Origin of the sequence: Streptomyces sp. BK208 (assembly GCF_004364245.1) — a bacterium.
Taxonomy (GTDB): domain Bacteria; phylum Actinomycetota; class Actinomycetes; order Streptomycetales; family Streptomycetaceae; genus Streptomyces.
This window is the reverse complement of record NZ_SOAV01000012.1, coordinates 269812-287934: the sequence shown is the minus strand read 5'-3', so window position 1 is coordinate 287934 and position 18123 is coordinate 269812. Positions and strand designations below refer to the sequence as shown.

The window sequence follows — 18123 nt, the reverse complement described above, 5'->3', positions numbered from 1 at the left end:
GGCCTCAGGCCGCCGGGTAGGGCAGCAGCTCGTGGTCGGTCCGCTCCCAGGCCGCCCTCAACTCGGCCAGCAGCTCGGGCCGGTCCTGCGCGCGGTCCGCCTGCTCGCGGGCGTCGGCGGCGAGGTCGTACAGGTGGTCGCGGCCCTGAGCGTCCCGGTAGTACTTCCAGTCGCCCCGTCGCAGCGCGCGGTTGCCCCGCACCCGCCAGAACAGGTCGCGTTCGGGCAGCTCGCGGCCGTGCAGCAGGTAGTCGGCGAGGCTGTGCCCGTCGAGGGGGTACGCCGGGTCCGGCCGGGCGCCGCCCAGCTCCAGCAGCGTCGCCGTCCAGTCGGGCGAGTAGACCGGCTCGTGGCTGACCTGCCGTCCGTCGACACGGGCCGGCCAGCGCAGCACGGTCGGCACCCTGATGCCGCCCTCCAGGAGCTGCGACTTGCCGCCGCTCAGCGGCCACTGGTACGAGAAGCGCTCGCCGCCGTTGTCGCTGGCGAAGACGACGACCGTGTTCTCCTCCTGGCCGGACCGGCGCAGCGCCACGAGCACCCTGCCGACCGAGGCGTCCAGGTTCTCGACCATCTCCCGGTACTTCTCGACCGAGCCGCCGTCGTTGTGCAGCAGGGCGCCCAGGACGTTCCCCTCGCGCACCTCCGCGGCGATCGCGGCGCCGGTCTCCTCGTCGTCCTCGGTCAGCCACGGCCAGTGCGGGGTGGTGAAGTTCAGGTTCAGCAGCCACGGCCGGCCGTGCTCGCGGCCGACGTACTCGACGGCCCGCTCGGTCAGGACGGTGGTGTAGTAGCGCAGGTCCTGGTACGTGGCGTCGCCCTCGTACAGGTCGTAGTCGCCGAGCTGGCCCAGCTTGGAGAAGTACTCCAGCGCACCGCCGAAGTTGCCGAAGAACTCGTCCCACCCGGATCTGGTCGGGCTGTGGTCGGGGAGCCAGCCGCAGTGCCACTTGCCGATCAGAGCGGTGGCGTAACCGGCCTGCCTCAGCAGCGACGCCAGGGTCGGGTGGTTCGGGTCGAGGCCCTGGCCGCGGTCGCCGATCGGCTCCGCGAGCCCGCCCTCGGTGCGGCCCGGATACCGCCCGGTGTACAGGCTGAACCGGGTGGGGGAGCAGGTCGCCGACCCCGAGTACGCCTGGGTGAACCGCACGCCCTGCGCGGCGAGCCGGTCCAGGTGCGGGGTCCTGATGTGCGGGGCGCCGTACGAGGACAGGTCGGCCCAGCCGAGGTCGTCGCCGAGGATGAACAGGATGTTGGGACGTCTGCCGGGCCGGGACGCGGGGCGGGTGCGGGCGGCGAAGGGACGTTCGCCGGGCGCGGAGGCGGCGGTGGAGGACGTGGCGGCCTCGGCGGCGGACGTACCGGCGACGGCGCTCACCGCACCGCCGCCGACCAGGCCGCCGAAAACGCGGCGGGACATCTCGGGCATGGGTGGTCCCCTGGACTAGGTCGGAGGTGCGCCCGAAGAGGCGCCGACCGGGGACGTTTCCAGGCCCGCGAAGGGCCGGTCAAGAAGATCGCCGCCGCGTTCACGGAGCCGAAACGAGGCCTCAACGAACGGCCCGTCCGGCTTGCGTCGACCGTCCTCAGCCGATGTCTCAGCCGATGCCTCAGCCGATGCCTCAGCCGACCGCCCTCAGCAGCAGCACCGTCCGGCCCGGCACCGTGATCCGGGTCCCCGCCGGATGCACGGTGCCCGGCGCCTCGTCCTGCTCCTCCCGGCCGGTGTCCACGACCACCTCGTAGCGCTCCGCCCACGGAGGACCGGGCAGGTCGAACCCGGCCGGTTCCCCGCCCGCGTGCAGGACGGCCAGGAAGCTGTCGTCGGCGATCGGGTCGCCGCGCTCGTCGCGGCCCGGGATGTCCCGCCCGGACAGGTACATGCCGAGGGTGGCGGCCGGGGCGTACCAGTCCCGCTCCGTCATCTCCGTGCCGCCCGCCGTGAACCAGGCCAGGTCGCGCAGGCCGTGGGGGGAGTGCGCGCGGCCGGAGAAGAAGGCCCTGCGGCGCAGCACCGGGTGCCGGTGGCGCAGCGCGATCAGCCGGGAGGCCAGCTCGAACAGCGGACGCCACTCCGGATCGTCCAGCAGGCTCCAGTCCACCCAGCCGATCTCGTTGTCCTGGCAGTACGCGTTGTTGCTGCCGCCCTGGGTGCGGCCCATCTCGTCGCCCGCGACCAGCATCGGCACCCCGGTCGACAGCAGCAGCGTGGTCAGCAGGTTGCGGAGCTGGCGCCTGCGCAGCGCCCGGATCTCCGCGTCGTCCGTCTCCCCCTCCGCGCCGCAGTTCCAGGACCGGTTGTCGTCCGTGCCGTCCCGGTTGCCCTCACCGTTGGCCTCGTTGTGCTTGCGCTCGTACGACACCAGGTCGCGCAGGGTGAAGCCGTCGTGGGCGGTGACGAAGTTGACCGAGGCGTACGGTCTGCGCCCGCCCCACGCGTACAGGTCGCTGGAGCCCGACAAGCGGTACCCCATCTCCCGCACGTCCGGCAGCGCGTGCCGCCAGAAGTCCCGCACCGCGTTGCGGAAGCGGTCGTTCCACTCGGTCCACAGCGGCGGGAACGCGCCCACCTGGTAGCCGCCCGAGCCGACGTCCCACGGCTCGGCGATCAGCTTCACCCGGCGCAGCACCGGGTCCTGGGCGATCACCGCGAGGAACGGGGAGAGCATGTCGACGTCGTGCATCGAGCGGGCCAGCGCCGCCGCCAGGTCGAAGCGGAAGCCGTCCACGCCCATCTCCGTGACCCAGTACCGCAGCGAGTCCGTGATCAGGCGCAGCACGTGCGGCTGGACGACGTGCAGGGTGTTGCCGCAGCCGGTGTAGTCGGCGTACCGGCGGGCGTCCGGCTGGAGGCGGTAGTAGCCGCGGTTGTCGATGCCCTTGAGGGAGAGGGTCGGGCCCAGCTCGCCCGCCTCCGCGGTGTGGTTGTAGACCACGTCGAGGATGACCTCGATGCCGGCCTCGTGCAGCGCGCGCACCATCCGCTTGAACTCGCCGACCTGTCCACCGGTGGTGCCGGAGGCGGCGTAGGCGGCGTGCGGGGCGAAGTAGCCGACCGAGTTGTACCCCCAGTAGTTCTTCAGGCCGCGGTCCAGCAGGTGGCTCTCGTGCGCGAACTGGTGCACCGGCAGCAGCTCCACCGCCGTCACGCCGAGCCGCGTCAGGTGCTCGATCGCCGCCGGATGCGCGAGGCCCGCGTACGTGCCGCGCAGCTCGGGCGGGATGTCCGGATGGAGCTTGGTGAAGCCGCGCACGTGCAGCTCGTAGATGACCGAGTCCGCCCACGGCGTCTTGGGCCGCCGGTCGTACGTCCATTCGTCGTCGGTGGCGTCGTCGTGGACCACGACACCCTTGGGGACGTACGGCGCCGAGTCCCGGTCGTCGCGCACGGTGTCCGCCACCCGCTGCTCGGGCCAGTCGCGCACGTGCCCGTAGACCTCGGGCGGCAGCGCGAAGTCGCCGTCCACGGCGCGGGCGTACGGGTCGAGCAGCAGCTTCGCCGGGTTCCAGCGGGCGCCGGTCCACGGGTCCCAGCGGCCGTGCACCCGGTAGCCGTAGCGCTGGCCGGGCGCGACGCCGGGCACGAAACCGTGCCAGATCTCGTGCGTCAGCTCCGTCAGCGGCACCCGTCGCTCCCCGGCACCGGGGCCCGGCCCGTCGAACAGACACAGCTCCACCGCCTCCGCCCCGCCCGCCCACAGCGCGAAGTTGGTCCCCGCCACCTGGTCCGGGCCGGTCCGGAACCGGGCGCCCAGCGGCACCGCGGTACCCGGCCAGGCCGGCGCGGCGGGCGGCGGCGCGGCCCGCCGCCCGCCGTTCACCACGACGGCCGGGCGCCCGTCCGCGACGGTCCGACCGTCCGCGGTGCTCCGCCCGTCCGCGGCGGCCCGCTTCCCGGCCACCGCCTCCTGCTCGGCTGCGCTGGACACCTGTCAGCCTCCCACGGCTCGTGGAACGACGTCCGGCAGGAGGGCGTACGGCGTCCCGGCCGCTGCTCCCCGTCGCGTCGTCCTCCCCACAGTTCTGCCCACCGGGTGGCTCGCACTCACGTTTCCCCAGGGCCGACCGGTCGTTACGGGTGGGTGTGAGGCACGTACACGGGCGCGCACGGCGCGCGGGGGCCGCTCTCGGCGCCCTACTGACATGGGCAGGACTGCTGGCCGGGGCCGCCGGATGCACCTCGGACGGCGGTGGCGTCGGCTCGGGCATCGGCGAGATGTTCGGCAAGCGCCCCGCCCCCGAGGACGTCATCCGCGTCACCCCCGACGACGGGAGTAAGGCCGTCGGGCGAGACCGGGAACTGTCGGTGCGGGTGCCCGACGGACGCCTGGAATCGGTGAAGGTCGTCAGGTCGCAGGACGCCCGGGAGACCCCGGTGCCCGGCCGGATCTCCGAGGACGGCCTGGGCTGGCGGCCCGACGACGGCGAGCTCGCCCTCGCCGCCAAGTACACCGTCGACGTCGTCGCCCTGGACGGCCGGGGACGCCGCTCGGCCCGGCACACCACGTTCACCACCGAGGTGCCCGAGGAACGCTTCATCGCCTACGCCGCCCCCGAGAACCGCTCGGTCGTCGGCACCGGCATGATCGTCTCGCTGGAGTTCAACCGGGAGATCACCCACCGCGCCGCCGTCGAACGCGCCGTCAGCGTCACCGCGAAGCCCGCCACCGAGGTCCGCCCCCACTGGTTCGGCAAGGACCGCCTCGACTTCCGCCCCAAGGAGTACTGGAAGCCCGGCACCGAGGTCACCGTCGCCCTGGACCTGCGGGACGTCGAGGGCGCGAAGGGGGTCTACGGGCTCCAGCACAAGACGATCTCCTTCACCGTCGGCCGCAGCCAGGTCTCCCGCGTCGACGCCCTCGAACGGACCATGGAGGTGCGCCGGGACGGCACCCTGCTGGCCACCGTGCCGATCACCGCGGGGGCGCCGACGACGCCCACCTACAACGGCCGGATGGTGATCACCGAGATGCTGGAGGTCACCCGCATGAACAGCCGCACGGTCGGCTTCGGCGGCGAGTACGACATCCCCGACGTCCCGCACGCCATTCGCCTGACCAGCTCGGGCACCTTCCTGCACGGCAACTACTGGGCCCCCGCCGACACCTTCGGCCGCGCCAACGTCAGCCACGGCTGCGTCGGACTGCGCGACGACAAGGGCGGCGGCTCCGACACCCCGGCGGGCTGGTTCTTCGACCGCAGCCTCATCGGTGACGTCGTCGAAGTGGTCCACAGCAAGGACAGGACGGTCGACCCCGACAACGGGCTGGGCGGCTGGAACATGAAATGGAAGCAGTGGAAGGCGGGCGGCGCGGTGAAGTGACGCCGACGCACCCGGCACCACCGATCCGCCAACTCGGTACGGAACGGTGACAATTCACCAGTCCCTCATCCCCCTGGCCTGCGGTTACGATGCGCCGGTGCGCGAGCGGGCGCACCGGGGTGCGGGCCCGACCAGGCCCGGCGAGGGGAGACAAGGGTGAACGTGCGTCCGATGGCGGGGGCGGTGATCGGGCTGCTGATGCTGACCGTCACCGCGTGCGGTGGCGGCGGCTCGGGTTCGGGGACCGGGGACGGCAAGGGGGACAAGGGCAAGGACGCCACCGCGGCGCAGAGCGAGCAGTCCCGGGCCGTCGTCACCATCGCCCCGGAGAACGGGGCGAAGGCGGTCGACACCAAGGGCGCCCTCAAGATCGGCGCCGCGGACGGCAGGCTCACCGAGGTCGTCGTCAAGGACACCAAGGGCGCGAAGGTCGACGGGAAGATATCCGGGGACGGCGCCTCCTGGACGCCGTCCACCCACCTGGCCGCCTCCACCACGTACAGCGTGCACGCCGTGGCCAAGGACTCCGAGGGGCGCACGGCCGCCGAGGACTCCCGCTTCACCACCCTGACGCCGAAGAACACCTTCGTCGGCACCTTCACGCCCGAGGACGGCTCGAAGGTCGGTGTCGGCATGCCGTTCTCGATCCGCTTCACCCGGGGCATCACCAACCCGGCAGACGTCGAGAAGGCCATCACCGTCAAGACCGAGCCCGCCGTCGAGGTCGAGGGCCACTGGTTCGGCAACGACCGCCTCGACTTCCGTCCCGAGAAGTACTGGAAGCCCGGCACCAAGGTCACCGTCGACCTCGACCTGGACGGCGTCGAGGGCCGGGACGACGTCTACGGCAAGCAGGCCAAGACCGTCTCCTTCACCGTGGGCCGCAGCCAGGTCTCCGTCGTGGACGCCAAGAAGCACACGATGAAGGTCGTGCGCGACGGCAGGACCATCAAGACCATCCCGGTCACCACCGGTGCACCCGGCTACGAGACCTGGAACGGCCAGATGGTCATCACGGAGCGGCTCGCGGTGACCCGGATGAACGGCGAGACCGTCGGCTACGGCGGCGAGTACGACATCAAGGACGTCCCGCACGCCATGCGGCTGTCCACCTCCGGCACCTTCATCCACGGCAACTACTGGGGCGGCGGCGTCTTCGGCAACAGCAACGCCAGTCACGGCTGCATCGGCCTGCGCGACGTGCGCGGCGGCTGGGACGAGGGGACCCCGGCCAGCTGGTTCTTCGAGCACTCGATCATCGGCGACGTGGTCGTGGTGAAGAACTCCGAGGACGCCACCATCGCTCCCGACAACGGCCTCAACGGCTGGAACATGTCCTGGGAGAAGTGGAAGGCCTGAGCGCGGGCGGCAGACAAGGCGTACGGCCCCGGCGCGTGCCCTCGATGTGAGGCACGGCACCGGGGCCGTCCCCGTTAGTCCCCGTTAACCTGCTGGGCATGACCGTAATTCTCGAAGTCGCGGACGGCGTCGGCACGCTGCGCCTGGACCGCCCGCCCATGAACGCGCTTGACGTCGCCACCCAGGACCGGCTGAAGGAGCTGGCCGAGGAGGTCACCCGGCGCGACGACGTACGCGCCGTCGTGATCCACGGCGGCGAGAAGGTGTTCGCGGCGGGCGCGGACATCAAGGAGATGCAGGTGATGGACCACGCGGCGATGATCGCGCGGTCCCGTGCCCTGCAGGACTCCTTCACCGCGGTGGCCCGCATCCCCAAGCCGGTGGTCGCGGCCGTGACCGGCTACGCGCTGGGCGGGGGCTGCGAACTGGCGCTCTGCGCCGACTTCCGCATCGCCGGGGAGAACGCCAAGCTGGGCCAGCCCGAGATCCTGCTCGGCCTCATCCCCGGCGCGGGCGGCACCCAGCGGCTGTCCCGGCTGGTCGGCCCCTCCAAGGCCAAGGACCTGATCTTCACCGGCCGCCAGGTGAAGGCCGACGAGGCGCTGGCCATCGGGCTGGTGGACCGCGTGGTGCCGGCCGCCGAGGTCTACGAGCAGGCGCACGCGTGGGCGGCGCGGCTCGCCAAGGGGCCCGCCATCGCGTTGCGCGCGGCGAAGGAGGCGATCGACACGGGTCTGGAGACGGACATCGAGACCGGCCTCGCCGTCGAGCGGAACTGGTTCGCCGGCCTGTTCGCCACGGAGGACCGTGAGCGCGGCATGCGCAGCTTCGTGGAAGAGGGCCCCGGCAAGGCGAAGTTCCTCTGACCCGCGCCGGGTGCGGAGCCGCGTCCGGGACGAAGTCCGCGCGCCGCACTCGCTGTTGACGTGATGTCTGATCCGGCCCCCTCGACGGGGCGGTTTATGGGAGCCTTAACGCACCATTAAGCGCGCCTTGTCGAGGGAGTCCGTCGCTTGTCTCCGGCCGAGCCGTTCCCCCAGGTCAGTAGGCCTGTTTCCGGTTCCGAACTGCCTCTGGCATATGCCGGTCGACCGTCTGTCCACCCCGCGCCCGCGGGGGCGTATTCCCCGGGAACCGCCCCGGAGCCCTTGGAAGGCGGCCATGATGGGGGCATGGCGGGGCTGGATGATACGGAACAGCCGCGGGGAGCCGGACGTGCGACCGCGGCGCGCTGGTCGCCGGCGGTCGAGGACGAGCGCGCACTCGAGGCGCTGGACCTGTTCGGCAACCCGACGGAGCGCGAGGTTCCGTTACCCTCCCGCCCCGAGTCCGCCGCCTCCGCACGCCGGCTGGCCCAGGTCGTCGTCCTGCGCCAGTGGAAGCTCGGCCCCAAGGTCACGGAGGACGTCGTCCTGCTCGTCTCCGAGCTGGTCGGCAACGCCGTACGGCACACCGGCGCCCGCGTCTTCGGCCTGCACATGCGCCGCCGCCCCGGCTGGATCCGCGTCGAGGTCCGCGACCCCTCCCGGGGACTGCCCTGCCTGATGCCGGTGCAGGAGACGGACATCAGCGGGCGGGGCCTCTTCCTCGTCGACAAGCTCTCCGACCGGTGGGGCGTGGACCTGCTGCCGCGCGGCAAGACCACCTGGTTCGAGATCCGGGTCACGGACCGCTGACCGCCCATCTGCCGCCCGAAGCAACCCCGTTCCCCGGACACGCCACCTACGGGTGAGAATCCGGAACGCATCCCTCCGCGGCCGCGATCGTATCCGCATGATCACCACTCGCCTGCGCCGCCGGACCGCCGCCGCCGTCCTGTCGCTCTCCGCCGTCCTCGCCACCACCGCCGCCACCGCCCCCGGTGCGGCCGCGCCCCCGGCGACGACCCCCGCCAAGGCCGCCCCGGCCTGCCCCCAGTTCGACGACAGGACCAAGGCCGCGGCAGACCGAGGTGTCGACGTCGACCGCATCACCCCCGAGCCGGTCTGGCGCACCACCTGCGGCACGCTCTACCGCAGCGACACCCGCGGACCGCAGGTCGTCTTCGAAGAGGGCTTCCACGCCAAGGACGTCGTGAACGGCCAGTACGACGTCGAGAAGTACGTCCTGGTCAACCAGTCCTCGCCGTTCGTCTCGACGAGCTACGACCACGACCTGTACAAGACCTGGTACAAGTCCGGCTACAACTACTACATCGACGCCCCGGGCGGCATCGACGTCAACAAGACCATCGGCGACACCCACCGGTGGGCCGACCAGGCCGAGGTCGCCTTCCCCGGCGGCATCCATCGCACGTACGTCATCGGCGTGTGCCCGGTCGACCGGCAGACCAGGACCGAGATCATGAGCGAGTGCGAGAGCAACCCGCACTACCGGCCCTGGCACTGACCGGCGCCACCCGCGAGCCAGGAACCGTCCGCCGTCCGCCGTCCGCCGCCCACGAGGACCGGTTCGGGTGGGTGGTCGCCGCCCTGGAGGCTAGGACCGGCAGCTAGTCTGACCTGCGTCAGATGGACCCAATGCACGGAACGAGGGGCGGACCGGTGGCCGACATCGAGGAAGCACGCAAGCAGTTCGACCGCATCGACACGGACGGTGACGGCCAGATCACCGCGGCCGAGTTCAAGACCGCGCTCGCCCAGGGCGGCGACTGGAACGTCACCGAGTCGGTGGCCGAGGCGATCATCGCCGGCCGCGACCTCGACGGTGACAAGAAGCTGTCGTTCGACGAGTTCTGGGCCCACCTGAACAAGTAGCGACGACGTGCCACGAGGGGCGCCCGCCGGTCACCCGGACGGGCGCCTCTGCGCGGAATAGCGCACCTCTGCCGGAGGTTGACGCAGGTCACGGGCGCGAGCCACGGGGGCTCCGCACGACACGACCTCCGGAAGCAGGCGAGTCGGCATCATGAAGATCGGCATCATCGGCGCGGGCAACATCGGCGGCAACCTCACCCGGCGGCTCACCGCCCTCGGACACGACGTCTCCGTCGCCAACTCGCGCGGACCCCACACCCTGACCGCGCTGGCGGACGAGACCGGAGCCACCCCCGTACCGGTGGAGGAGGCGGCGCGCGGCGCCGAGATCGTGGTCGTCACCATCCCGCTCAAGCGGGTCCCGGACCTCCCGTCCGGCCTCCTGGACGGGGCGGCCGACGGCGTCGCGGTCATCGACACCGGCAACTACTACCCGCAGCAGCGGGACGGCCGGATCGCCGCCATCGAGGACGAGGGCCTCACCGAGAGCCGCTGGACCGAACGCCACCTCGGTCACCCGGTGGTCAAGGCCTTCAACGGCACCTACGCCCAGGACATCCTCGACCGCCCCCGGCCGGCCGGTGCGCCCGACCGGATCGCGCTCCCGGTGGCCGGCGACGACGAGGCTGCCAAGACGAAGGTCCGCGCCCTGATCGACGAGCTGGGCTTCGACACCGTCGACGCCGGCGGCATCGACGACTCCTGGCGCCAGCAGCCCGACACCCCGGTGTACGGCCTGCGCGAGGGCGTCGACGGCGTCACCGAGGCGCTGGCCGAGGCGTCCCCGGAGCGGCCCGCCGCCTTCCGGGGCTGACCCCGCCCGTCAGGCGCTCTGCGCCCACTCCTTCAGCGCGGCCTTGCTCGCGAAGTCGGCCACGTTGGTGTCGACCGGATCGTCCGTGTACTGGTGGAAGCGCCACTTCGCCTGGATACGCGGCTTGCCCGCCGAGACGTAGTCGGCGATCCAGAGGCCGTCACCGGCGTACGAGGTGGTGTCGACGTTCAGCCAGAAGTTGCGGTTGCAGTAGAGCAGGACCCGGTTGTCCGGCCGCAGGGCCTTCAGCTTCCTGATGAAGCTGTCCTTCTCCGCGTTGCTCGGGTGCGTGCCCTCGCCGTTCGTCTCCCAGTCGACGGCGAGGATGTCGCCCTTGCGGTCCGGGGCCTTGGAGAGAAAGTACTCGGCCTGGGCGGTGAGGTTGCCCGGCCACAGGAAGTGGTAGAAGCCGACGACGAGTCCGGCGTCGCGGGCCCGCGCCGTCTGGGCCGCGAGCTTGGGGTTGACGTACGAGCGGCCTTCCGTCGCCTTCACGAAGACGAAGGAGAGGCCGTCGGTGCCGTAGCTGGAGGATTGGTACGCGCTGACGTCGATGCCGCGCAGCATGGGGCCTCCCTGAAGAACGGTGGGGCGGACGGGAGTTGCTTATTCCCCACGATGGCACGGGTGATCCCCGCCGGAAGCGGAAAAGTCGACTTCGGTTCGTCCGGGCGCCATTGACGCGCGTAGCGCGGTGCCGCACGCTGGGCTCCGGATCAGGGACGACTCGACGGTCGGGAGGCCGGGATGTTCAGACGCGTGTCACGTCTCCTTCTCTCATTTGTCATGCTCATGACTGGAGCAGTGATCGGAGTGGGCGCCACCGCCGGCGCCGCGCACGCCGACTCCTGTTACACCTGGAACCGCACCCTCTCCGAGGGCTCCTCCGGCAGCGACGTGACGCAGCTCCAGATCCGCGTCGCCGGCTGGGTCACCTCCGGCGAGCGGCTCTCCTACGACGGCCAGTACGGCGCCCGGACCACCGCCGCCGTGAAGAAGTTCCAGGCCGCCTACGGCCTGGGCGCGGACGGCGTCGCCGGTCCGGCGACCTTCAGCAAGATCTACGCGCTCCAGGACGCGGACTGCACGCCCGTCCACTTCACCTACGCGGAGCTCAACAAGTGCAACTCGGACTGGTCCGGCGGCGCGGTCTCCGCCGCCACCGCCAAGTCGAACGCGCTGAAGACCATGTGGAAGCTGGAGGCGATGCGGCACGCCCTCGGCGACGTGCCGCTCACCATCTCCAGCGGCTTCCGCTCCCGCGCCTGCAACAGCGCGGTGGGCGGCTCGTCCACCAGCCGTCACCTCTACGGCGACGCCGCCGACCTCACCGGCTCGCCCAGCTTCTGCCGCCTCGCCCAGCAGGCCAGGACGCACGGCTTCTCGGAGATCCTCGGCCCGGGCTACCCCGACCACAACGACCACACCCACGTGGCCCTCGACCCGTCCCCGTACTGGTCGGCGCCCAACTGCGGCATCTGAGGCGCGGGAGGGCCGCCCGGCGTGCCGTGGGACGGCGGACCGCCGCCGGGCGGGTCAGGAGGCGGGGGAGGCGGCCTCGGGCGCGGTCCGGGGGCTCTCCCCGGCCGCCTGGGGGCCCGGCTCCACGGAGCCGGGCTCGCCCTCGTCCAGGGAGACGTCCTTGGTCTCCTTGCCGAGCAGCAGGGCGGTCAGCGTCAGCACGGCCATCGCGGAGAGGTAGACGCCGACCAGCCACGGTGAACCGTCCGCGGCCTCCCACAGCGCCACCGCTATGAACGGGGCGACGGCCGCGCCGAGGATCGAGCTGACGTTGTAGGAGATGCCGGAGCCGGTGTAGCGCACACTCGTCGGGAACAGTTCCGGCAGCAGCGCGCCCATCGGCCCGAACGTCATGCCCATCAGCGTGAAGCCGAGCACCAGCCACAGCACCACGCCGAGCGTGCCCAGGCCGATCAGCGGCACCCAGACCAGGCCGAAGACCGCGATCGCGGCGGTGATCCAGACCAGGGTGGTGCGGCGCCCGTACTTGTCGGCGAGAGGGCCGGAGGCCAGGGTGAACACGGCGAAGAACAGCACACCGAAGATCATCATCAGGACGAACGTGGTGTAGCTGTACCCGAGGCCCGGCACGTCGGCGTCCTTCGCGGCGCGGCCGTAGCTCAGCGAGAACGTGGTCATCAGGTAGAAGAGCACGTACGTCGCCAGCATGATGAAGGTGCCGAGGACCAGTTGCCTCCAGTGGCCCTGGACGACGGTGGCCAGCGGGAGCTTGTGCACCTTGCCGGCTTCGCGGGTCCTGGCGAACACCGTCGACTCCACGAGCCGCGAGCGCACCCACAGGCCGATCGCGACCATCACGGCGGAGAACAGGAACGGGATGCGCCAGCCCCAGCTCGTGAAGGCCTCGGACGGCTGGGTGGGGTCGGCACCGGCGGTGGACGGCAGCAGCGCCCCGATGATCAGGAACAGGCCGTTGCCGATGATGAAGCCGAGCGGGGCGCCGAGCTGCGGGAAGGTCCCGTACAGGGCGCGCTTGCCGCGGGGCGCGTTCTCGGTCGCGACCAGCGCGGCCCCGCTCCACTCGCCGCCGAGCGCGAAGCCCTGCGCGATCCGCAGCAGCACGAGCAAGGCGGTGGCGACCCAGCCGGCCTGCGTGTAGGTCGGCAGGGCGCCGATCAGGAAGGTGGCGATGCCCATGGTGAGCAGCGAGACGACCAGCGTCCTCTTGCGGCCGAGCCGGTCGCCGAGGTGCCCGAAGAAGACGGCACCGATCGGCCGGGCGACCATCGCGGCGCCGAAGACCGCGAACGACGACAGCAGCGCCGTGGTGGGGTCGCTGCTCGGGAAGAAGAGCTTCGGGAAGACGAGGACGGCGGCGGTCGCGTAGATGTAGAAGTCGTAGAACTCGATCGTCGTGCCCATGAGGCTGGCGACGATGACCCGCGACCGGGGATTGACGGGTGTCTGTGCTGCTGGGCCGGAGGCAGGTGCGGGCATGGCTCGGTCTTTCACGTGCGAAACATGGGCCCTGCAACGATCTCAGTCGTCTTGTTTTTCGGAAAGCCGATGTCACGATGTGAGACGTCGAGATGCCGAGATGCCGAGATGCCGAGACACCGAGACGTCTCGGACGCGCGACGCACCCGCCTCCTGGCCGGTCGGACCCCCCGGTCAGCACTCGATGATGTTCACCGCGAGCCCGCCCCGCGCCGTCTCCTTGTACTTGACCGACATGTCGGCGCCCGTCTCCTTCATGGTCTTGATGACCTTGTCGAGGGAGACCTTGTGGGACCCGTCGCCCCGCATCGCCATCCGGGCGGCCGTGACCGCCTTGACCGCGGCCATGCCGTTGCGCTCGATGCACGGGATCTGGACCAGGCCGCCGACCGGGTCGCAGGTCAGGCCGAGATTGTGCTCCATGCCGATCTCGGCGGCGTTCTCCACCTGCTCCGGGGAGCCGCCGAGGACCTCGGCGAGGGCGCCGGCCGCCATCGAGCAGGCGGAGCCGACCTCGCCCTGGCAGCCGACCTCGGCGCCGGAGATGGAGGCGTTCTCCTTGAAGAGCATGCCGATGGCGCCGGCCGCCAGGAGGAAGCGGACCACGCCGTCCTCGTCGGCGCCGGGGACGAAGTTCACGTAGTAGTGCAGGACCGCGGGGATGATGCCGGCCGCGCCGTTGGTGGGGGCCGTGACGACCCGGCCGCCCGCCGCGTTCTCCTCGTTCACGGCCATCGCGTAGAGGGTGATCCACTCCATCGCCAGGGCCTGCGGGTCGCCCTCGGAGCGCAGCTTGCGGGCGGTGTTCGCGGCGCGGCGGCGGACCTTCAGGCCGCCCGGCAGGATGCCCTCGCGGGTCATGCCGCGCTCCACGCACGCCTGCATCACGTGCCAGATCTCCAGCAGCCCGGCGCGGATCTCGTCCTCGTCGCGCCAGGCCCGCTCGTTCTCCAGCATCAGGGCGGAGATGGACAGGCCCGTCTCGCGGGCCAGGCGGAGCAGCTCGTCGCCGGTGCGGAAGGGGTACTTCAGGACGGTGTCGTCCAGGACTATGCGGTCCGCGCCCACCGCGTCCTCGTCGACGACGAAGCCGCCGCCGACCGAGTAGTAGGTCTTGGTCAGCACCTCGGCGCCCTCGGCGTCGTACGCCCACAGCGTCATGCCGTTGGCGTGGTAGGGGAGGGTCTCGCGGCGGTGCAGGACCATGTCGTCGTCGTAGGAGAAGGCGATCTCGTGGTCACCGAGGAGGCTGATCAGGCCGGACGACCTGATCGTCTCCACCCGGTCGTCCGCGCTCTCCACGTCCACCGTGCGCGGCGAGTCGCCCTCCAGGCCGAGCAGCACCGCCTTGGGGGTGCCGTGGCCGTGGCCGGTGGCACCGAGCGAGCCGTACAGCTCGGCGCGGACCGAGGCGACGGAGTCCAGCAGCTCCTCGTTGCGCAGGCGGCGGGCGAACATGCGGGCCGCGCGCATCGGGCCGACCGTGTGCGAGCTCGACGGGCCGATGCCGATCGAGAACAGGTCGAAGACCGAGATGGCCACGGGGACTCCTCAGAACGGGGGTGGTGCGGAGGGGGTGCTTCGGGTGGGGCGCCGGACCCCGCTTGTGGCGGACGGGGCGCCCCACCCTCGGACGCGGTGTCTACTTGTTCAGACCCGGGTACAGCGGGTGCTTGTCGGCCAGGGTCTTCACCCGGGCCTTGAGGGCTTCCGCGTCGTAGGACGGCTTCAGCGCCTCGGCGATCACGTCCGCGACCTCGGCGAAGTCCTCGGCGGTGAAGCCTCGGGTCGCCAGGGCCGGCGTACCGATGCGCAGACCGGAGGTCACCATCGGCGGACGCGGGTCGTTCGGGACGGCGTTGCGGTTGACCGTGATGCCGACCTCGTGGAGGCGGTCCTCGGCCTGCTGACCGTCCAGCTCGGAGTCGCGCAGGTCCACCAGGACCAGGTGGACGTCCGTGCCGCCGGTCAGGACGGACACGCCCGCCGCCTTGGCGTCGTCCCGTACCAGGCGCTCGGCCAGGATGCGGGCACCCTCCAGCGTACGGGTCTGGCGCTCCTTGAAGTCCTCGCTCGCGGCGACCTTGAAGGCGACGGCCTTGGCGGCCACCACGTGCTCCAGCGGGCCACCCTGCTGACCGGGGAAGACGGCGGAGTTGATCTTCTTGGCCAGTTCGGCCGTGGAGAGGATCACACCGCCGCGCGGGCCGCCGAGCGTCTTGTGGGTGGTCGTGGTGACGACGTGGGCGTGCGGCACCGGGTTCGGGTGCAGGCCCGCCGCGACCAGACCGGCGAAGTGCGCCATGTCGACCATCAGGTACGCGCCGACCTCGTCCGCGACCTTGCGGAACGCGGCGAAGTCCAGCTGACGCGGGTACGCCGACCAGCCGGCCACGATCAGCTTCGGCTTGGTCTCCTTGGCCAGACGCTCCACCTCGGCCATGTCGACCTGGCCGTCCTCGCCCACGTGGTAGGGCACGACGTTGTAGAGCTTGCCGGAGAAGTTGATCTTCATGCCGTGGGTCAGGTGCCCGCCGTGGGCGAGGTTCAGACCCATGATCGTGTCGCCGGGCTTGAGCAGCGCGAACATCGCGGCCGCGTTGGCCTGGGCACCCGAGTGCGGCTGCACGTTGGCGTGCTCGGCGCCGAAGAGCGCCTTGACCCGGTCGATGGCGATCTGCTCGACCACGTCGACGTGCTCGCAGCCGCCGTAGTAGCGGCGGCCGGGGTAGCCCTCGGCGTACTTGTTGGTGAGGACCGAGCCCTGGGCCTCCATGACCGCGACCGGGGCGAAGTTCTCCGAGGCGATCATCTCGAGGGTGGACTGCTGGCGGTCCAGCTCGGCGTCGACGGCGGCCGCGACGTCCGGGTCCAGTTCGTGCAGGGGTGTGTTCAGAAGCGACATGCGGTCGGGACTCCTCAGCCGGCGGTGAAGGCGGTGTACTCGTCGGCGGAGAGCAGCTCGGCCGGCTCGTCCGTGATCCGCACCCTGAACAGCCAGCCGCCCTCGAAGGGGGCGCTGTTCACCAGCGACGGGTCGTTGACGACGTCCTCGTTGACCTCGGTGACCTCACCGGAGACGGGGGAGTAGAGGTCGGAGACGGACTTGGTCGACTCCAGTTCGCCGCAGGTCTCGCCCGCGGTCACCTGGTCGCCGACCTCGGGGAGCTGGACGAAGACGACGTCACCGAGCGCGTTGGCCGCGTGCTCCGTGATGCCGACCGTCGAGGCGCCGTCCTCGGCGCCCGACAGCCACTCGTGCTCCTTGCTGTAGCGCAGCTGCTGGGGGTTGCTCATGACCTGAATTCTCCTGTACGCGAGGAAGGGGCTGGTGAAGGGGGTGAGGGGGGAGGGGACGAACGCCGCGGGGCGGCGCCGCCGGGGCTACTTCTGGCGCTTGTAGAACGGCAGCGCCACGACCTCGTACGGCTCGTGACTGCCCCGGATGTCCACACCGACACCCGCCGTGCCCGGGGCCGCGTGCGCGGGGTCGACGTAGGCCATGGCGATCGGCCTGCCCAGCGTCGGGGACGGGGCGCCGGAGGTGACCTCGCCGATCACCTCGCCGTCCGCGACCACCCGGTAACCGGCGCGCGGCACCCGGCGGCCCTCGGCGACCAGGCCGACCAGCACGCGGGGCGGCTGGGTGGCGGCGCGCTCGGCGGCCTCCGTCAGCGCGGCGCGCCCGACGAAGTCGCCCTCCTTCTCGAACTTCACCACCCGGCCCAGACCGGCGTCGAACGGCGTCAGCGCGGTCGTCAGCTCGTGCCCGTACAGCGGCATGCCCGCCTCCAGGCGGAGCGTGTCCCGGCAGGACAGGCCGCACGGCACCAGGCCGGCGCCCTCACCCGCCCGGGTCAGCGCCTCCCACAGCTCGACGGCGTGCTCCGGCTTCACGAACAGCTCGAAGCCGTCCTCGCCGGTGTAACCGGTGCGCGCGATCAGCGCCGGGACGCCCGCCACCGTGCCGGGCAGTCCGGCGTAGTACTTCAGGCCGTCCAGGTCGGCGTCGGTGAGGCTCGCCAGGATGGCGGGGGACTCGGGGCCCTGCACGGCGAGCAGCGCGTAGGCGTCGCGGTCGTCGCGCACCTCGGCGTCGAAGCCGGCCGCCCGCTCGGTCAGCGCGTCGAGCACGACCTGGGCGTTGGAGGCGTTGGCGACGACCATGTAGTGAGCGGCTTCGGCCCCGGTGTCGTCCAGGCGGTAGACGATCAGGTCGTCCAGGATGCCGCCGTCCTCGCGGCAGATCATGGTGTAGCGGGCGCGGCCCGGCTTCACGGTGCCGATGTTGCCGACCAGCGCGTGGTTCAGCAGCTCGGTCGCCTGCGGCCCGGTGACGGTGATCTCGCCCATGTGCGAGAGGTCGAAGAGACCGGCGCGGGTGCGCACCGCGAGGTGCTCGTCCCGCTCGGAGCCGTAGCGCAGGGGCATGTCCCAGCCGGCGAAGTCGGTCATCGTCGCGCCCAGTGCGCGATGCGTGGCATCGAGTGCGGTACGGCGGGGTTCGGTGCTGCTCATCGGTCGGTCGTCTCCCATGACAGGACGTGGCGAGGTCGATCCTCCCCATCTGTCATCGGAACCTGAGAGGTTCGCCCCGTCCACCGGAGAACGGCGATCAGGGCTTGCACCTTGGGTGGGACCGCCGTCGGGGGCGGCCCGCTTTTCAGATGTGCCTCGCCCGCGCGGTAACGGTGCCTGAGAGATTCAAGGGAGGGACTTGCTCCTTCGGCGCCCCGGCGCGGCCGGGGACTCTCCCGCGCGGATTCAAACGGCCGGTATGCAGTTGGCGCCGCCATCATTGCACGACCGGCTCTTTCGTGGGAGACCGTGATCTGTAACCGGCTTGTGGCAGTAAGCGAACCAAAACGCGAGACCCGCGCATTACCTTCTCT

Annotated in this window: 15 protein-coding genes, 1 pseudogene and 1 riboswitch; of the genes and pseudogenes, 8 read left to right on the top strand and 8 right to left on the bottom strand. The window is 71.2% G+C overall.

Going from position 1 to position 18123, the window contains the following annotated elements:
- Nucleotides 1-4: 4 nt before the first annotated feature.
- Nucleotides 5-1429, bottom strand: coding sequence for a sulfatase-like hydrolase/transferase (locus EV562_RS27725; RefSeq protein WP_133889586.1), 1425 nt, complete (start codon nt 1427-1429; stop codon nt 5-7).
- A 193-nt stretch (nt 1430-1622) separates the two neighbouring features.
- A complete protein-coding gene (glgX, locus tag EV562_RS27720) occupies nt 1623-3929 on the bottom strand; it encodes a glycogen debranching protein GlgX (protein WP_133889585.1) in 2307 nt (768 codons plus the stop codon).
- Nucleotides 3930-4084: 155 nt separating this feature from the next.
- Here glgX and EV562_RS27715 point away from each other — a divergent pair, with 155 nt between their 5' ends.
- From EV562_RS27715 to EV562_RS27685, 7 genes and pseudogenes are all read left to right on the top strand, one after another.
- Nucleotides 4085-5323: an Ig-like domain-containing protein gene (locus EV562_RS27715; RefSeq protein ID WP_133889584.1), complete on the top strand. Its 1239-nt coding sequence runs from the start codon at nt 4085-4087 to the stop codon at nt 5321-5323.
- A gap of 171 nt (nt 5324-5494) precedes the next feature.
- The gene (locus EV562_RS27710) at nt 5495-6682 is read left to right on the top strand and encodes an Ig-like domain-containing protein (protein WP_208298437.1); all 1188 of its coding nucleotides are present in this window, start codon (nt 5495-5497) and stop codon (nt 6680-6682) included.
- A gap of 98 nt (nt 6683-6780) precedes the next feature.
- Entirely contained in the window at nt 6781-7548 is a 768-nt protein-coding gene (locus tag EV562_RS27705; RefSeq protein WP_133889582.1) for an enoyl-CoA hydratase-related protein, read from the top strand.
- Between the two features lie 306 nt (nt 7549-7854).
- Nucleotides 7855-8358, top strand: coding sequence for an ATP-binding protein (locus EV562_RS27700; RefSeq protein ID WP_166662020.1), 504 nt, complete (start codon nt 7855-7857; stop codon nt 8356-8358).
- Between the two features lie 97 nt (nt 8359-8455).
- Complete coding sequence (locus tag EV562_RS27695) at nt 8456-9070, top strand: ADP-ribosyltransferase (protein WP_133889580.1); 615 nt, start codon at nt 8456-8458, stop codon at nt 9068-9070.
- A gap of 155 nt (nt 9071-9225) precedes the next feature.
- A complete protein-coding gene (locus EV562_RS27690) occupies nt 9226-9438 on the top strand; it encodes an EF-hand domain-containing protein (protein ID WP_133889609.1) in 213 nt (70 codons plus the stop codon).
- A 145-nt stretch (nt 9439-9583) separates the two neighbouring features.
- Nucleotides 9584-10252 (top strand): annotated as a pseudogene (locus EV562_RS27685) (NAD(P)-binding domain-containing protein); the annotation flags it as partial.
- A gap of 9 nt (nt 10253-10261) precedes the next feature.
- Here EV562_RS27685 and EV562_RS27680 read toward each other — a convergent pair.
- Complete coding sequence (locus EV562_RS27680; RefSeq protein ID WP_133889578.1) at nt 10262-10819, bottom strand: glycoside hydrolase family 25 protein; 558 nt, start codon at nt 10817-10819, stop codon at nt 10262-10264.
- 180 nt (nt 10820-10999) lie between these two features.
- Between EV562_RS27680 and EV562_RS27675 the strand changes: the two genes are divergently transcribed.
- Nucleotides 11000-11734, top strand: coding sequence for a D-Ala-D-Ala carboxypeptidase family metallohydrolase (locus EV562_RS27675; protein ID WP_133889577.1), 735 nt, complete (start codon nt 11000-11002; stop codon nt 11732-11734).
- 54 nt (nt 11735-11788) lie between these two features.
- Here EV562_RS27675 and EV562_RS27670 read toward each other — a convergent pair whose 3' ends face one another.
- The 5 genes from EV562_RS27670 to gcvT form a co-directional block, all read right to left on the bottom strand.
- Entirely contained in the window at nt 11789-13231 is a 1443-nt protein-coding gene (locus tag EV562_RS27670) for an MFS transporter (protein WP_243860190.1), read from the bottom strand.
- 174 nt (nt 13232-13405) lie between these two features.
- Nucleotides 13406-14773, bottom strand: a complete 1368-nt coding sequence (locus EV562_RS27665) for an L-serine ammonia-lyase (protein WP_133889576.1) — start codon at nt 14771-14773, stop codon at nt 13406-13408.
- A 100-nt stretch (nt 14774-14873) separates the two neighbouring features.
- Nucleotides 14874-16136 (bottom strand): serine hydroxymethyltransferase, encoded by a 1263-nt coding sequence (gene glyA, locus EV562_RS27660; RefSeq protein WP_133889575.1) that lies wholly within the window; start codon nt 16134-16136, stop codon nt 14874-14876.
- 14 nt (nt 16137-16150) lie between these two features.
- Complete coding sequence (gene gcvH, locus EV562_RS27655; RefSeq protein WP_133889574.1) at nt 16151-16528, bottom strand: glycine cleavage system protein GcvH; 378 nt, start codon at nt 16526-16528, stop codon at nt 16151-16153.
- 87 nt (nt 16529-16615) lie between these two features.
- Nucleotides 16616-17749, bottom strand: a complete 1134-nt coding sequence (gene gcvT / locus EV562_RS27650; RefSeq protein WP_133889573.1) for a glycine cleavage system aminomethyltransferase GcvT — start codon at nt 17747-17749, stop codon at nt 16616-16618.
- A 155-nt stretch (nt 17750-17904) separates the two neighbouring features.
- A riboswitch (glycine riboswitch) is annotated at nt 17905-17998 on the bottom strand.
- Nucleotides 17999-18123: the final 125 nt, after the last annotated feature.

Coding starts and splice junctions, on each gene's coding strand:
- EV562_RS27725 (WP_133889586.1), bottom strand. CDS start 1,429: ATGCCCGAGATGTCCCGCCGCGTTTTCGGCGGCCTGGTCGGCGGCGGT.
- EV562_RS27710 (WP_208298437.1), top strand. CDS start 5,495: ATGGCGGGGGCGGTGATCGGGCTGCTGATGCTGACCGTCACCGCGTGC.
- EV562_RS27705 (WP_133889582.1), top strand. CDS start 6,781: ATGACCGTAATTCTCGAAGTCGCGGACGGCGTCGGCACGCTGCGCCTG.
- EV562_RS27700 (WP_166662020.1), top strand. CDS start 7,855: ATGGCGGGGCTGGATGATACGGAACAGCCGCGGGGAGCCGGACGTGCG.
- EV562_RS27695 (WP_133889580.1), top strand. CDS start 8,456: ATGATCACCACTCGCCTGCGCCGCCGGACCGCCGCCGCCGTCCTGTCG.
- EV562_RS27680 (WP_133889578.1), bottom strand. CDS start 10,819: ATGCTGCGCGGCATCGACGTCAGCGCGTACCAATCCTCCAGCTACGGC.
- EV562_RS27675 (WP_133889577.1), top strand. CDS start 11,000: ATGTTCAGACGCGTGTCACGTCTCCTTCTCTCATTTGTCATGCTCATG.
- EV562_RS27670 (WP_243860190.1), bottom strand. CDS start 13,231: ATGCCCGCACCTGCCTCCGGCCCAGCAGCACAGACACCCGTCAATCCC.
- glyA (WP_133889575.1), bottom strand. CDS start 16,136: ATGTCGCTTCTGAACACACCCCTGCACGAACTGGACCCGGACGTCGCG.
- gcvH (WP_133889574.1), bottom strand. CDS start 16,528: ATGAGCAACCCCCAGCAGCTGCGCTACAGCAAGGAGCACGAGTGGCTG.
- gcvT (WP_133889573.1), bottom strand. CDS start 17,749: ATGAGCAGCACCGAACCCCGCCGTACCGCACTCGATGCCACGCATCGC.